The organism is Metabacillus bambusae (assembly GCF_017497975.1).
GTDB classification, from domain to species: Bacteria; Bacillota; Bacilli; order Bacillales; family Bacillaceae; genus Metabacillus; species Metabacillus bambusae.
In genome coordinates, this window is sequence record NZ_JAGDEL010000002.1 from 343,639 (window position 1) to 359,928 (window position 16,290).

16 protein-coding genes and 1 riboswitch are annotated in these 16,290 nt (G+C 35.8%); of the genes, 5 read left to right on the forward strand and 11 right to left on the reverse strand.

All coding sequences use genetic code 11. From position 1 onward, the window contains the following. Positions 1–2: 2 nt before the first annotated feature. Positions 3–2,387, reverse strand: coding sequence for a 3-hydroxyacyl-CoA dehydrogenase/enoyl-CoA hydratase family protein (locus I7822_RS04230; RefSeq protein ID WP_207975512.1), 2,385 nt, complete (start codon positions 2,385–2,387; stop codon positions 3–5). A gap of 186 nt (positions 2,388–2,573) precedes the next feature. Here I7822_RS04230 and I7822_RS04235 point away from each other — a divergent pair, with 186 nt between their 5' ends. Then, positions 2,574–2,729, forward strand: coding sequence for a YuzL family protein (locus I7822_RS04235; RefSeq protein WP_207975513.1), 156 nt, complete (start codon positions 2,574–2,576; stop codon positions 2,727–2,729). Between the two features lie 71 nt (positions 2,730–2,800). Here the strand turns inward: I7822_RS04235 and I7822_RS04240 are convergent, their stop codons facing one another. After that, complete coding sequence (locus I7822_RS04240; protein WP_207975514.1) at positions 2,801–3,718, reverse strand: proline dehydrogenase family protein; 918 nt, start codon at positions 3,716–3,718, stop codon at positions 2,801–2,803. 230 nt (positions 3,719–3,948) lie between these two features. Between I7822_RS04240 and I7822_RS04245 the strand changes: the two genes are divergently transcribed. Continuing rightward, positions 3,949–4,227: a hypothetical protein gene (locus I7822_RS04245; protein ID WP_207975515.1), complete on the forward strand. Its 279-nt coding sequence runs from the start codon at positions 3,949–3,951 to the stop codon at positions 4,225–4,227. 11 nt (positions 4,228–4,238) lie between these two features. Then, positions 4,239–4,586 carry a spore coat protein gene (locus I7822_RS04250; RefSeq protein ID WP_207975516.1) on the forward strand — a complete coding sequence of 116 codons (348 nt, stop codon included), beginning with the start codon at positions 4,239–4,241 and terminating at the stop codon, positions 4,584–4,586. Between the two features lie 38 nt (positions 4,587–4,624). On the opposite strand, the gene I7822_RS04255 is transcribed toward I7822_RS04250, so the two are convergent. Genes I7822_RS04255 through I7822_RS04275 form a run of 5 tightly spaced genes read right to left on the reverse strand, consistent with a single transcriptional unit; the run spans position 4,625 to position 8,559 of the window. Next, on the reverse strand, positions 4,625–4,879 hold the full coding sequence (locus tag I7822_RS04255; protein WP_207975517.1) for a YusU family protein: 255 nt from the start codon (positions 4,877–4,879) through the stop codon (positions 4,625–4,627). A gap of 21 nt (positions 4,880–4,900) precedes the next feature. Next, on the reverse strand, positions 4,901–5,647 hold the full coding sequence (locus I7822_RS04260) for an IucA/IucC family C-terminal-domain containing protein (RefSeq protein ID WP_207975518.1): 747 nt from the start codon (positions 5,645–5,647) through the stop codon (positions 4,901–4,903). Next, positions 5,640–6,458: an ABC transporter ATP-binding protein gene (locus I7822_RS04265; RefSeq protein ID WP_207975519.1), complete on the reverse strand. Its 819-nt coding sequence runs from the start codon at positions 6,456–6,458 to the stop codon at positions 5,640–5,642. The genes I7822_RS04260 and I7822_RS04265 overlap by 8 nt, the downstream gene beginning before the upstream one ends. 44 nt (positions 6,459–6,502) lie before the next feature. Then, complete coding sequence (locus tag I7822_RS04270) at positions 6,503–7,558, reverse strand: FecCD family ABC transporter permease (RefSeq protein WP_207975520.1); 1,056 nt, start codon at positions 7,556–7,558, stop codon at positions 6,503–6,505. Beyond that, a complete protein-coding gene (locus I7822_RS04275; protein ID WP_207975521.1) occupies positions 7,555–8,559 on the reverse strand; it encodes a FecCD family ABC transporter permease in 1,005 nt (334 codons plus the stop codon). The genes I7822_RS04270 and I7822_RS04275 overlap by 4 nt, the downstream gene beginning before the upstream one ends. 160 nt (positions 8,560–8,719) lie before the next feature. Between I7822_RS04275 and I7822_RS04280 the strand changes: the two genes are divergently transcribed. Together I7822_RS04280 and I7822_RS04285 are read left to right on the forward strand one after the other, a co-directional pair. Beyond that, complete coding sequence (locus tag I7822_RS04280) at positions 8,720–9,724, forward strand: ABC transporter substrate-binding protein (RefSeq protein ID WP_207975522.1); 1,005 nt, start codon at positions 8,720–8,722, stop codon at positions 9,722–9,724. 132 nt (positions 9,725–9,856) lie between these two features. Beyond that, positions 9,857–10,582, forward strand: coding sequence for a ZIP family metal transporter (locus tag I7822_RS04285; RefSeq protein WP_207975523.1), 726 nt, complete (start codon positions 9,857–9,859; stop codon positions 10,580–10,582). Between the two features lie 35 nt (positions 10,583–10,617). On the opposite strand, the gene I7822_RS04290 is transcribed toward I7822_RS04285, so the two are convergent. The 4 genes from I7822_RS04290 to I7822_RS04305 form a co-directional block, all read right to left on the reverse strand. After that, a complete protein-coding gene (locus tag I7822_RS04290) occupies positions 10,618–11,943 on the reverse strand; it encodes a TrkH family potassium uptake protein (protein WP_207975524.1) in 1,326 nt (441 codons plus the stop codon). After that, positions 11,944–12,600, reverse strand: a complete 657-nt coding sequence (locus I7822_RS04295; RefSeq protein WP_207975525.1) for a potassium channel family protein — start codon at positions 12,598–12,600, stop codon at positions 11,944–11,946. It abuts the gene before it with no gap. Between the two features lie 93 nt (positions 12,601–12,693). Beyond that, positions 12,694–12,848: riboswitch (cyclic di-AMP (ydaO/yuaA leader) on the reverse strand. A 298-nt stretch (positions 12,849–13,146) separates the two neighbouring features. Then, the gene (locus I7822_RS04300; RefSeq protein ID WP_207975526.1) at positions 13,147–14,379 is read right to left on the reverse strand and encodes a dicarboxylate/amino acid:cation symporter; all 1,233 of its coding nucleotides are present in this window, start codon (positions 14,377–14,379) and stop codon (positions 13,147–13,149) included. 73 nt (positions 14,380–14,452) lie between these two features. After that, entirely contained in the window at positions 14,453–16,252 is a 1,800-nt protein-coding gene (locus I7822_RS04305) for a M3 family oligoendopeptidase (protein ID WP_207975527.1), read from the reverse strand. Positions 16,253–16,290: the final 38 nt, after the last annotated feature.

Below are 16,290 nucleotides of genomic sequence, written 5' to 3' on the forward strand. Positions count from 1 at the left end.
TCTTAATTCCTAAGGGGCTTCCCTTTTACGAGCATATGCTGCATACGTTGTTGAGATTTGCCCTCGGCTACTAAACTTAAAAATGCCTCTTTTTCCAAATCGAGCAGATACTGTTCATCTACTTCAGTACCGAATGGAACTCTACCACCAGCAATAACAAAAGCAAGTTTTTTGGCAATTTTTAAATCGTGATCAGAGATGAAGCCTGAAAGGTACATAGATTGTGCACCAAGTAGTAATGTTGCATAGCCAGTTTCACCAACAACTGGTACTTTCTTTCTAGTAGGTGGTTGGTAGCCATTGTCATGCAGTTCAATGACACGCTGTTTCGCATCATATAATAGATGATCATTATTCACACTAATCTTGTCATTACCATTTAAAAATTGATTTTCCCTTGCTTCTGCAGCTGACGTTGAAACCTTTGCCATTGCAACTGTTTCAAACACTTTATTTGCAACTGCTTGTATATCAAAATCTACACCTTTAGGCATATTGTTTAATTGCTTAATATAGAGTTCTTTATTTCCACCACCACCTGGGATTAAGCCTACACCAACTTCAACTAACCCCATATATGTTTCCGAGGATGCTTGAATACTGCTTGCAGGTAAACAAATTTCTGCACCGCCACCTAGTGCCATTCCAAATGGTGCAGCTACTACTGGCTTTTTACTGTATTTAATCCTCATCATCGCTTGTTGGAACTTGCGGATAACCATATCTATTTCAAAGAAATTATCGTCTTGAGCTTCCATTAATATCATGCCAAGATTTGCTCCCACACAGAAGTTTTTGCCTTGGTTGCCAATGACAAGTCCTTTATAATTTTTTTCTACTTCATCGATTGCAAAATTAATCATTTGGATGATATCTAGACCTATTGCATTACTTTTTGAGTGGAATTCAAGTAATGCCACATCATCCCCTAGATCAATCAAGCTTGCACCACTGTTTTTCTTAATGACTCCATTTACTTCTTTATGTGTTTTTAAATCAATTACTTTTGCATTTTTTAAAACTTGGCGGTATTCTCCATTTAGATAGAAGAATAGAACACCATTTTCCTTTCGATAGAATGTCTCATTACCTTTCTCAACCATCTCTTTTACCCAAGCTGGAACAGAAAAGCCTTTTGCTTCCATTATTTCAATGGATTGCTTAACACCAATTGCGTCCCAAAGCTCAAACGGACCCACTTCCCAACCAAATCCCCATTTCATAGCACGGTCAATCGCAACAATATCATCGGCAATATCTCCTAGCAGCTCTGCAGAATAGATAAGCGTTGGAATGGTGATATTTTGTAAAAGAAGCCCTGCCCGATCGTTAGAATATATAAGCGCTTTCAATTTATCATTTAATCCCTTAGCCTGTTTAGCAAGCTCAATCGATGGACACGTTATTTTCTTTTTCTCAACATATTCAAACGTTTCAGGGTTTAATTCAAGAATTGTTTTTCCTTGTTTTTTATAAAAGCCCTGACCACTTTTACTTCCTAGCCAACCATTATCAAGCATTTTTTGCATGAATGTAGGAACCGCAAATACCTCTTTTTCCTTGCCATCTACATGGTCATAGACGTTTTTAGCCACATGCGCAAACGTGTCTAAACCAACGACATCAAGTGTACGAAAGGTTGCACTTTTCGGTCTGCCAATAAGAGGTCCTGTTACAGAATCAACTTCACCAACACTGTATCCCCCTTTAAGCATTTGTTGGACAGTTACTAGTAATCCATACGTACCGATACGATTAGCAATAAAGTTAGGTGTATCCTTCGCTTCAACAACACCTTTACCTAATACATCCTCTCCAAATGTTTTCATAAACGATACAACCTTTTCATCGGTATCCTTTGTTGGTACCACCTCTAAAAGCTTTAAATAACGTGGTGGGTTGAAAAAATGTGTTCCAAGAAAATGCTTTCTAAAATCCTCAGAACGACCTTTAGCCATCGCTTCAACAGATATTCCAGATGTATTTGAACTTATAATACTACCTTGTTTTCTATGTTTATCAACTTCAGCAAAAACCTTTTGTTTTACTGCTAAATTTTCAACAACTACCTCTATTACCCAATCAACTTCAGAAAGGCGATGTAGGTCATCCTCAAGGTTGCCTGCTTCTATAAGATCAATATTTCCCTTTACAGTTAATGGGGCTGGCTTTTGCTTTAGCAGCTTTTGTATAGATGTTGCTGCAATACGATTTCGTACTGCCTTATCTTCTAAGGTTAACCCCTTCTTAATTTCATCCTCATTCAATTCACGTGGCACAATATCCAATAGTAAGACAGGGATGCCGATATTCGCTAAATGTGCTGCAATTCCTGAGCCCATTACCCCTGAACCTAATACTGCAGCTTTCTTAATAAATTGGCTCATGTTTCTTCCCCCTTTTTTGAATGAATACTCATTCATTTTTTTCTCAAAAAAAATGACCCTTGCAACTTAGTTCCTTTATTCTTAATATAAAAGATTTTGAAAATTTCTTCAATACATTTATGATATTTTTTCCTAAATAATCAAATTCCACTTTGGAAAAACTATTTTCTTAGGAGGTGATAGTTCATGGCACGTTTAAAAAAGGATCCTTCAAAAGCTGGTGTTAGTGCTGCAAGTGTAAAGGGCAACGCTGGTCCTACAAATGAAAAAGCAGGTGGCGGAAAACGCACAAGCCAAAACCAGCAATATAAGCAACATAATATGGGAAATGATAACTTGTAAATTTTTCAAAGGTCTAACCCCTCCGCTTTAAGTAAAGACAAACTATTGGGGGGGCTGACCCTCCTTACATATTATTTTTTAATTATTCCTTTCAACACAAAAGCTACGTTTGCAGGTCTCTCTGCAAGCCTCCTCATAAAATACCCATACCAATCAGTTCCATATGGAACATATACACGCAGCCGGTACCCTTCTTTTACGAGTTCTAGCTGCTTTTCAGGACGAATGCCATAGAGCATTTGAAATTCAAATTGTGATTTAGGTATTTTGTGCACTTTCACTAGTTTTTTTGTATAATCTATTATAGCGTCATCGTGCGTTGCTACGGCGGTAAAATTTCCATTCAATAAATGCATCTTAATGATTTGTTTAAAATTTTCATCAACTGCTTTTTTTTCTGGAAATGCAACCCTTGAAGATTCTTTATACGCTCCCTTAACAAGTCTCAAATTAGCACGATACTCGGCTAACTCCTCAATATCCATAACTGTACGGTATAGATATGCCTGAAGAACCGTACCAACATTATTAAATTCTTTTCTAAGCTCTTTATAAACTTCAAGAGTTCTTTCACATCTTGAATAATCTTCCATATCAATCGTGACAAATACTTTATATTGCTTAGCAACAGATAGAATTCGTCTCATATTTTGTAATACAACTTCATCCGATATGTCTAATCCCATGGATGTTAATTTCAATGATAGCTGTGATTGTAGGTGTTCTTTACCTATTGCTTCAATTGCTTTTATTGTGTTGTTAGCCATTTCATTTGCTTCTTGTTCATCTTGGATAAACTCACCTAGATAGTCGAGTGTTACATCAAGACCTTTTTTATTTAATTCTTCAATCACCTTTGTTGCCATTTCAATAGTATTTCCCGCAACAAATCTTGCTGCACCAAACCTTAAACCATACTTTTTTGCTAATTTTGTCATCATCTTATTTCTGGATAAAAACATGAAAGAGTTTCGAAGTAGTTTTTCCATATAAACCCCTCCTATAGCGTTTTCATGCCCAGCTGATATTTAGAAGGTCTTTGGAGGTTAACCCAAAGACTTTTTATAAAGCGTATTCATAAAATCTTCCTTACTAAAGACTGTATTCTTCCTACATTATCTATATGTCCTCGAAAAAAATCTGTTAAAACTGATGGTGTATAGATCCGTTATTTCGTGGAACGATAATGATGACAATATGTGAGGAGGGTTACAAAACTATGCAACAGCAACAACAACAAAACATGCAGCAACAAGCAATGATGCAGCAGCCACCAAGTATTGTAACAACAAAAGATCAGCTTTACTTAACTGATATGCTTTCTTGGAACCTTTTAGCGATGAAAAAGGCTCATTTTTTTGCGTCTCAATGTCAAAATCAAGGAATAAAAACTCAACTAGATCAAGTTGGTCAAATGCATCATCAGCATTATCAAAAAATATTAACTCACTTACAAAATCAGCAACAACAACCTTCAGCTGGATCACAACTTCAATAGGAGTGATAGACATGAATATAAATCAACAACAAAAAATAACCAACCCTGAAACACAAATACAAAAAGGACCACAAATGAATGATCGTGATTTTGTTAATGATCTTTTGTCTACAGAAAAATACATGACTGCTTCCTATTCATCTGCTTTAAATGAGGCAAGTCACCAAGCACTCTATCAAGATATATTAACCATCTTCAACGAAACACAGCAATCTCAACGAGACCTGTACAATCTCATGTTTAGAAATGGTTGGTACGCACTTGAAGCTGCTGACACACAGAAGCTTCAGCAATCACATCAGCAATTTTCAAACTATATCGGACAGCAATCACCTTATAGTAGTGGTATGTCTCAGTAAAATAAACAACTCAGCTTCAAAACAGGAAGCTGAGTTGTTTATTTTGGGTTTGTTTTTTCACGATGTTTTTCATTAAGAGCTTTAATTTCATTAATGATTGTTTTCATTTCATTTTTAGCATCAGGATATGTAACATTCCAATGCTTCGCTAAAGGTGGCATTGACTTTGCTATATGTATGTATAATGCCCACATTTTTACCTTCTCTGTCAATTCATCGGTTACTTCCCCGATTAGTAGTTCTGTATATTTTTCCAACAAACCATCAAACTGTTTAGTAAGTTCTTTATCCATTTAAATGTCCTCCTTAATGATTCATGGTCTTATACATTCAATTGGACATGTCGTACAACGATCATCATTTTTTGACGTTAAATAAAACAAACAGCAAGTTTTTCGCAGTCGGACGTCATTTTGTTTTGGACGATCATATTGAGATAGTGGGTTTCGCGCTTTTGTTCCAAACAGCTGTGGTGGTGCATCATGTATAACATAATAAAAATCCTCTTGTATCTTTACTAATTGTTCTTGAGAAAAACTATCATTTTGTAATAACGTTTCATACATCCAAAAAATATATACCGCAATATTTTCCCATAGGATTGCTTTAGCAACTTTAGCTTGCTTTGAAATAGAGGTAATTACTTTTGCGATATTTTCTAAAAAGAGTGTTTGCACAACAGTAGTTCTCCATTGAATTCTATCTATTCCTGGAGTCGTTACCTCCAAGTTATCAAAATAAAAGCTAGGCAACCATAACGGATCCGATTCATCTGTTTGGAGAGAAACATTTTGAATTGAGCTATCAATTCCTTTATCAAATGCACTCATTGCATACAACACTAATGCTGCTATAAAAGCATATCTTTTTACAAGCATTGAGCCAATTACATTATATTTATCCGTATTTAGTTTTCCATGAAGTTCTTTATTAAAAATCTCATTAAGTCGTTCCTCAAGAAGTATATCAATACCACTTATTGTTAGGCTTGGTGCAACCGCTTCTGTTTTTAAGCGATACTTCTTTAGAGCATTGATTTCGATTTCAGTAAGTCTAGCCATTAACAATGCCAACTTCTTTAACGATGCATCTGCCTCTTCCATGTGGAATACATAATGGTGTTCCAAATAACGGATCAACTGTCACTTCACAATTCATTTGAAAAACATTTTGGACTAAGCTACAATTTATTACTTCCTCAGGTTTGCCTTGAGCAAATATTTTTTGATCTTTAAGGGCTACAAGATTATGAGCATAGCGACAGGCTAAGTTCAAATCATGTAGTACCATAACAATTGTACGATTTTCTCGTTCATTTAATTCAAATAAAAGATCTAATATTTCAATTTGATGTGTCATATCAAGATATGTTGTTGGTTCATCAAGCAAGATAATATCTGTTTTTTGTGCTAGAGTCATGGCGATCCATGCACGTTGCCTTTGACCACCTGATAGTGAGTCAACAGGTCTTTCAGCAAAATCCTGCATACCTGTTGCTTCAAGTGCACTAGTAACAGCAGCCTCATCTTCTATTGTCCATTGTTTTAACCAGCTTTGATAAGGATATCTCCCCTGCTTAACAAGCTGAAGAACCGTCAAGCCTTCAGGTGCAACAGGACCTTGTGGTAAAATCGCAAGCTGTTTTGCCACTTCTTTTGTAGGTAATTTAGCAATTGCATTTCCTTCAAGTAAAACAGAGCCTTCTTTTGGCTTTAGCAGTCTTGCAATTGAGCGAAGCAATGTTGATTTTCCACAGCCATTACTTCCTATAAAAACGGTAATTTCACCTTTTGGAATTTTCACATCTAACTCATTAATAATAATTGTATCTCCATAAGAAAGTGTGAGCGCATTTGTTTCAATTGAATGCATACTAAATCGCTCCTTTTCAATAGTAAGAAAATATTAGTTTTTAATTAGGAATTCCTCGTTTTAAATAATAGATATATAAAATATGGTGCCCCGATTGCTGCGGTAAAAACACCGGCAGGAACTTCTAACGGAGAAAACAATGTTCTGCCAATTAAATCTGCTACCATTACTAGAAGTGCTCCTATTAATGCTGAAACAGGTAGCAAAGAGCCGAAAGAAGATCCAACTAACCTTCTTGCAATATGTGGAGCCATTAATCCAACAAAACCAATTGCACCTGCGAATGCTACAGCACATCCTGTTAGAGCTGTACTTAAAATTAACAAGAAAAGCTTATTTTTTTGAACTGCACTTCCAACACCAGTTGCAAGTTCATCCCCGAGCTCTTGGATGTTAACATTTCTGACTGAGATCATACTGATAATCAATAATATAAGCACAACTGGCAGCAGAATTCGTACCTGTTCCCAGTTTGCTGCATATACTGTTCCAGTTATCCAAACATTCGCTTGTGCAGCTTGGTAAATCGGTCCTTTAATCATAAATAAGGTTGTTAATGATTGAGTAAGCATTGATAAACCTATACCTATTAAAACAAGCCTTATAGAAGATGAGCCATTTTTCCACGAAAGAAGATAAACTAGTAATCCTAAAATTGTAGCACCTAAAAATGCTGCGACAGGGATCCATTCTATACTCACTGTTAAGGCATTGTTCTTATTACTAAACAGCATAAAGAAAACGACAACAGCTACCGAACCTCCACCTGTAATACCAATAATATCAGGCGATGCTAACGGGTTTCGAATCAGCCCTTGGAGGATCGAACCTGCCACCGCTAAACAGATCCCAACTAACAAAGCAATAATGATCCTTGGTAATCGAAATGAGAAAATAAATAAATTCTCCATTTCAGTGCCAAAGCCAAATAATGTTTTCATTACATTCAATGGACTGATAATGACTTCACCAATTCCAGTACTAAAGATAAATATTACAACAACGATTGTACTTAATATTGCTGATGTCATGACTGTCTTTTTATCTATTAAAAATGAAAATTTATCTGAGGCAATACGCAGTTTGAAGTATTTTTTCATTTTTGTCCGAACCCCCTACGTGCAATATATACAAAAAAGGGAGTTCCAATTAAGGCTGTCATTACTCCTACTGGCACCTCTTCAGGCATGATGATAAATCTTGCTAATATATCAGCAAATACTAAAAGAGCCCCACCAAGCACCGCACAATAAGGAATAACCCAACGATAATCATTCCCTACTAAAAACCTTGCAAAATGCGGTATAACAATCCCAATAAATGCAATTGGACCAGCTACTGCAACAGAGCCTCCACCAAGCACAATGACGATAAAAGCAGCAGTAAGTTTAACAAACCCAGTTCGTTGACCTAATCCTTTTGCCACATCTTCTCCCATTGTTAACACATTTATTTTCTGCGACAAGATCATACTTAAGATAATTGCAGGTGCTACATAAGGTAAAACTGTAAGCAAACTTTCCATTTTCCGTCCTTGAACTGAACCAGCTAACCAAAAAAGGACTTGATCTAAAGCTGATTCATTCACAACAAGCAACCCTTGTGTTAAAGAGGAAAATAAAGCTGCCATTGCAGCTCCTGCTAATGTCAACTTCATAGGAGTTAATCCTTCTCTTCCAAATGAGCCGATGAAATAGACGACAAACGCGGTGATTGCCGCTCCAGTAAATGCAATCCAAGTATAAGCCTGCAAAGAATCCACATAAAATAAGGAAACAGCTACTACTATAAAGAAACCTGCTCCTGCATTAATTCCAAATACACTTGGTGAGGCTAACGGATTTTTTGTTAATGCTTGCATGATTGCACCAGCAATAGCTAAACTTGCACCAACGACGGCTCCTATTAGAGCCCTCGGCAACCTAACATTATGAATAATAATATGTTCATTAGAACCGTCAAAGTTAGTAAATGCATCATACGCTATTTTTAAGTTTGTATTTGCATAACCAAATATAAGACTTCCACACATTAATAATAGAAGTATTGCAAACCCTAGTAATAGGACGGTTATTTTTAAGTTAGTTGATTTAGATAACATAATGTAATGTACTCCCTATACCTTCTTTATCTACTTTTATTTTAACAAAAATAAATGAATTTGAAAATCATTTTCAATTAAATGTTGACATTTTAGTTGATAACTTTTATCATTCTCTTAGTAAATGAAAATGATTATCAAAACAATTAGGAGGTTTACAATGGAAACTACATACAAAAAATCATTGCTATCATTATTCTTACTTAGCTTAACGATGTTACTATTAGCAGCTTGTGGGAATAACACAGAAGAAAATGCTGAAACAGAAGGTACTGCAGGCAGTAACGATGCTCCAGCAGAAGAAACATATACAGTAGAACACGCAATGGGAAATACTGAAATTACTGGAACACCAAAAAAAGTAGTTATCTTAACAAATGAAGGTACAGAAGCACTTCTTTCAATGGGTGTTACACCAGTTGGGGCTGTTCAATCATGGTTAGGTGAGCCATGGTATGATCATATTACAAGCGATATGAAAGACGTAGAAGTTGTTGGAACTGAAAGTGAAGTAAATATAGAAGCGATCGCAGCTCTTAAACCAGATCTTATTATCGGTAACAAAATGCGTCAGGAAAAAATTTATGACAAATTAAGCGCGATTGCCCCTACTGTTTTTTCAGAAACATTAAGAGGTGACTGGCAAGAAAACTTCAAATTATATGCAAAAGCATTAAATCATGAAGAAGAAGGTCAAAAGGTTATTGATGATTTCGAAGCTCGTATTACCGAGATGAAAGAAACAGCTGGTGAAAAATTAAACCAGGAAGTATCTGTTGTTCGCTTTATGGCAGGTTTAACAAGAGTCTATTATACTGATACATTTTCTGGCGTTATTTTTGACAAGCTTGGAATAAAACATTCTAGTTCTGTTCAGGAATTATTTGCTGATAATCCTGATGACTTGTTTGTTCGTGAAGTGGGGAAAGAAGTCATTCCACAAATGGATGCTGATATTCTATTCTACTTTACTTATGCACCACCTGGTGATACTGAAGCTACTAAAACAGAAGAAGAATGGACAAATGATCCACTTTGGAAAAACTTAGATGTAGTAAAGGCTGGAAAGGCTTATAAAGTAGATGACGCGATTTGGAACACTGCAGGTGGCGTAATTGCTGCAAATAAGCTGCTTGATGATCTTGAAAAAAAATTAACTGAATAAAGTTGTTGTTATGCGGCTGACATTTGTCAGTCGTTTTTTTTTTTACATTTCCCTCTAATTAAATTTACCGCCGAATCGTTTTTTCTTATTAAAATGGGGAAAATAATCTAAAAAGGACAGGAGATGAGAATTTTGCTTCAAGCTGCACTTTGGGGAGCATTTGCGGGGTCTTCCATTTTAATCGGAGCTCTACTGGGAATTTTTAAAGATCTTCCCAAAAGGATAACTGGACTTATTATGTCTTTTGGGACTGGTGTTTTAATTGGTGCGGCTTCGTTTGAGCTACTTACCGAATCGGTTAATGAAGGTGGCCTACTAGCTACGGCAATTGGTTTTCTTTCTGGGGCATGCATCTTCACATTCTCTGAACTTTTGATTACAAAGAGAGGCGGACATGAAAGGAAACGTGCAAATAAGACAAATAATAATCACTCTGGTCTTTCTATTTTTATCGGTACTATTATAGATGCGGTTCCAGAGTCGGTGATTATTGGAGTTAGTTTACTTGAACAAGGGACTGTAAGTTATTTAATGGTGATTGCCGTTTTTATAAGTAACTTTCCAGAAGGGTTATCTAGCACAGTCGGGCTAAAAAAGGATGGATATAGTAAGAAAACACTTTTATTGATGTGGATGGTTGTCGTAATACTTGCCTCATTAAGCTCTTTACTCGGTTATTCACTTCTTCGGGACGCTTCAACAACTATTCTCTCGTTTATATCTGCTTTTGCAGCTGGAGGAATTATGGCAATGGTAGCTTCAACAATGATGCCAGAAGCATTTGAAGAGGGCGGAGCTATAGTTGGCTTGATTTCTTCACTTGGATTGTTATGTTCATTATTTTTATCACACATATAAGGGCATCTAATCGGATGCCCCATTTATTACCGGTATCAACCAGTCAAAATATCTTCTTGAGGATAGCGAATTTTCTCTTTTGAAGGTTTTGCTAAAGAGAACATTAACGTTAAAGGCCCGAGCTTTCCTACAAACATAATGAAAATAATAATTTGCTTTCCTATAGGTGTCAGTTCTGCTGTTACTCCAGTTGAAAGACCAACAGTTCCAAAGGCTGAGACAACTTCAAACATTAAATCAATAAACGGTGCCTTTTCAGTTAAATTTATCATGACAGTCGCAATAATAACAAACACAATACTAACCATGGTAATGGAAAGTGCTTTTAAAATATAACCAGAATTAATCGTCCTCCTTGAAATAACAATCTCACTTTTCCCTCTTAAAAATGAAATGGTTGCTAAACCAATCACTAGAGCAGTTGTTAGTTTTATTCCTCCACCTGTTGATCCACTACCTGCACCAATAAACATTAAAATAATTATAATAAATATCGTTGTTTCATCTAAACTTCCGATATCAATTGTATTAAAACCCGCAGTTCGTGGTGATACAGCTTGAAAATAGGCAGCCCAAAGTTTCTTACCTATTGAAAGTTCTCCTAGTGTATTGGGATTACTATACTCTACACAGAATATGAAAAGCATCGCAATTACATTAATAACTAATGTTCCTACCAGCATCAATTTTGTGTGCAGTGAAAATTTTTTAAAAGATCGTTTATGCCAAATATCTACTAAGACAGTAAAGCCGATTCCCCCAATTATAAAAAGCGTTGAAATGACAATATTAATTAACGGGTCTCCTACATACTGCATGAGATTATCTGGCCATAAAGCAAATCCTGCGTTGTTAAAAGCAGATATTGAGTGAAAGAAGCTATAAAATAAGCCTTTCGAAAAACCAAATTGTGGGATCCACCGAAATGCAAGGAAAACCATCGCCATCATCTCAATTGTAAAAGAAAAGATAAATAAATATTTAACGAGCTTTATTACCCCGCCTACAGATGTTTGATTTAAAGCATGCTGCATTAATAATCTTTCCTTTATTCCGATTTTTTTCCCTAGCATAATAAAAATTAAAACAGCAAAAGACATAATCCCTAATCCACCAATTTGGATTAGCAACGCTATGATAAATTGACCGAGAGTAGTGAAGGTTGAACCTGGATCTACAGTAGCAAGGCCAGTAACCGTCATTGCCGAAGTCGCAATAAACAAAGCATCTACCCACTTAATTGAATGATGTGTAGAGAAAGGCAATTTCAGCAAAATTGTTCCAACTATGATCGAGACAACAAACACCAGCACTAAAAGTTGCGATGGATTAAGCTTAATGACCTTTTTCATATTCACCATTTACATTCCATCTTCTTCAAAGTGAATGATTTCTTTGTTTTTCCCAATAATTAACAAGACATCTCCTAAGCCAATTTTTTCATCTGCACTCGGAGACACACAGATTTCTTCTCCACGCTGAATGCCGACAATATTACAGCCAAACTTTGAGCGTATATCTAAATCTGAAAGTGTTTTGTTAAATAATTTCTTTGTTGCGACAACCTCAACCATGCTATATTCTCTTGAAAGCTCAATGTAATCAATCATTTTTTCAGAAATAATGTGGTGCGCAATTCTCTTTGCCATATCTCGTTCAGGGTGAATAACACGGTTAACTCCAATCTTATCTAACACCTTTTGGTGATAATCATTTTGAGCCTTTACCCATACTTGAGGGATTCCTAATTCTTTGAGTAATAAAGATGTTAAGATACTTGCTTCAATATCATCACCAAATGATACAAAAGCATGGTCTACATTTCTTACTCCTAGCTGCTTTAAGGCATTTTCATCAATAGCATTAGCTTTAACAGCATGTGTCGCATATTGTGTATACTGCTGAATCTTTTCTTCACTTTTATCGATGGCAAGTACTTCAATCCCAAGCTCATGAAACTCTTTCACCAAGCTACCTCCAAAACGACCTAAACCAAATACAGCGAACTGCTTTTTCACACAGAATTCCTTCTTTCACTTTCATTTTAAAATAGTTGTTTTCAAAAAAAAGACACAGAGGCATAATGAACCCCTGTGACCGTTATCACACGTTCATTCCCTCTCTAACGCTTACGAAGTTAGCTGTCGGATTCGGGCAAAAGAGTAGCCCTACAAACGAATCATTTCGTTTGATTCACCCCTAGTCGAAGATCGACTCAATCATTGGGTCCTCCGCTCCTATAATTAGGATTAAGCGATTTTGAATGGTATATTCTTGTTTTTTAAATTTTCAACCCTTACTTAATAGTATGATCTTAAATATTTCATGAATGTATATTACTCCTCTAGTGTTTTACAGTAAAGGATCGAATTTAACTTAAAAATCTCAAATAAACCTAAAAACAACCGATTAAGCGTTTACACAAATAGTTTGCTTATCCGCTCTTTATTTTTCAAAAGTGCTATTTGTTCTAAATTAAACAAGCTTGAATTTCCCATTGAATGGAGTACATAATATAAAAAATGTTAACCAGATCGATTCTGGCTAACATTTTTTAGTCAATATTATAGATTAGCTTCTTTCGTATTCATATGCTTCTTCTCTGTTTCAGATACATATAATGCACAAGCTGCATCACCTGTAATATTAATTGCTGTACGAGCCATATCTAATAAACGGTCAATTCCTAAAATTAAGCCAATACCTGCAACCGGTAAGCCAACAGAATTTAAAACCATTGCAAGTAAGATTAAGCCAACTCCTGGTACTCCAGCAGTTCCGATACTTGCCAATACAGCTGTTAATACAACTGTAACAAGTTCCATAGGAGTTAAAGACACACCATAAACTTGAGCAATAAAAATCGTTGCTACACCTTGCATAATCGCTGTTCCGTCCATATTAATCGTTGCACCTAAAGGTTGAACAAAGCTACTAATTGACTCAGGTACTTTTAACTCTTTCTGTGCTGTTTCCATTGAAACAGGTAATGTTGCATTACTACTTGACGTACTAAAAGCAACACTCATTGCTGGTGAAAACTTTTTGAAAAACGTTATTGGATTGTATTTAGCTAGGAAGAAAACAGCTGAACCGTATGTTACGACCGCATGAATAACAAGCGCTAAAACAACAACCATCATGTATAATCCCATTGCTTTAATAGCTGAGTATCCTTGACTACCTACTGCGGTAGCGATTAATCCAAATGTACCGTAAGGAGCAAACTTCATCACTAAATTCACTAAGTACATCATTAAGTCATTTCCTTGCTCAACTACAGTAAGTAATGTGCTTGCCTTTTTCCCAAGCATCGTAATACCAAATCCAACAAAGATAGAAAATGCAATAATTTGGAGCATATTCCCTTCAGCAAAGGCTTTAATCGGATTTGTTGGGATAATATTAAGCAAGGTTTCAGCAGTAGATGGTGCCTCTCCAGCTTCAAATTCTGCCCCCGCTGTATCAAAGGTTCCAATATTACCTGGTTGAATAATACTTGAAAGTAGTAGACCAATAACGATCGCAATAGCAGTTGTCACTAAAAAGAAAGTAATCGTTTTAAAACCAATCCTGCCAAGCTTTTTAGGATCACCTAAGCCCGCAACCCCAAGTGTAATTGAAAAAAAGACAATTGGTACAACAAGCATATTAATTAAATTTAAAAATATTTTACCTAAAGGTGTAAATAAAAATGTATTAAGTATTTTAAATAAATCAGGTGAAACAATGTTTAAAATTAATCCAACAATTGCCCCTACTATCAAACCAATAATAATTTTAGTTGCCAGCTTCAAGCTAACCACCCCTGTTCTATAATTTATAATCTTTTCCCTTTTTCCTTTAAGGTGAAAACCTTTTTTGAAAAGATTATTTATTTGTTAACTGAATGAACTCTTCTACATCACTTACAGCCATCTTAACTGCTTGTTCCCAGAAATCTCTTTTTGTTAAATCTACTGACAAATGCTTGGCTGCTAATTCTTCAACAGACATAGAACCTGTGTCCTTCAGTAAAGCAATATATTGCTTTTCAAACACTTCACCTTCCTCAAGCGCTTTTGCATAAATTCCAAGTGAAAATAAATAACCGAAAGTATATGGAAAATTATAAAATGGTACATCTGTAATAAAGAAATGAAGCTTAGACGCCCAAAAATGTGGGTGGTATTCTTCAAGTGAATCACAATATGCCTCCTTCTGAGCTTCAACCATCAACTCCGATAATCTTTCACTTGATACGTAGCCTTGCTTCCGTTCTTCATAAAATCTAGTTTCAAATAGAAAGCGAGCATGGATATTCATTAAGAGGGCTACACTTCGTTGTAATTTATCTTCAAGCAAGGCAAGTCTTTCTGTTTTATCGTTTGCTTGATTCACAGCTGCATCTGCGACAATCATTTCAGCAAATGTTGAAGCAGTCTCTGCTACATTCATCGCATAATCACAATTTAATGGATGAACATCACTCATTGCATATGAGTGAAAAGCATGACCTAATTCATGAGCAAGTGTTGATACATTTGATGGTGTACCTGAAAACGTCATAAAGATTCTTGATTCATTGCTCTCAGGAAAACCTGTACAAAATCCACCAGGTGCTTTACCAGGACGATCCTCTGCTTCTATCCATTGCTTTTCAAAAGCGTTTTTTGTAAATTCAGTTAACATAGGTCCAAATTGGCGGAATTGATTTAAAATGAACTGAGATCCTTCTTGATATGTTACTTTCGAATTTGTTGACTCAACAACTGGCGCTTCTATATCATACCAATTTAGTTTGTCTACCCCTACTATCTCAGCTTTTCTCTTTATATATTCCACAAGCGGCTGTTTATTTTCAGAAATTACTTGCCACATCGTTTCAAGGGTTTCATTTTTCATTCGATTTATAGCAAGCGGTTCTTTTAATGGATCATCCCACCCACGTTCTTTATAAACAGTTAATCGGAACCCGGCTATTCGATTTAGTGTCTCAGCAAACACATCTGCATGTGTTCCCCAGGCTGTTTCCCATCCTTCAAATAGTTCTCTACGTTTTATAGGGTTTTTATCTGAAAATTTATTTGAAGCTTGTCCAACAGACAAAGTCTTCGTTTCACCATTCTCGTTAAAGGGAATTTGTATTTTTGCAACAAATAGATCATATAGCTGCTCCCAAGCATAATAACCGTCAACAGATAACCCTTGAATTAACTGCTCCTTTTCAACCGTAAGTCTCTCTTTTGATTGATTTCGCATTTCATTCAAAACATATGTAAGCTCGATTAACCGCGAGTCTTTGTGTAGCACATCCCAAGCATCTTGTTCTATATCTCCAAGTAATTGTTCAAACGTCAGCATACTTTTTGAAAGCGCTGTACTTATTGTTGTTAGCTTTGAACGCAAAAGATTAGCATGTGCATCTGCCGTGTTTTGAGCCTGCAGGCAGCCCACAAAGGAACTAGCTTGTTCTAATTTCATTTTTATGTATGAAATCTTTTCTAATGTCACTAAGAGTATGTTTATGGATGTTGATGAAAAGCTCTTTGGCCAGCCTGAAATTGTTTGGTCTAACTCATTAACAAGGCTTTCAATTTCCTTTATGTACTGTTTAAATTCATTAGATTGACTACCATCTTTAAATAGAGATTCTAAATCCCAAGTATTCATGTAAATAGGTGTCTTCATAAATAACGCCCCCTTTAAAAGTATTATACTCACATAAT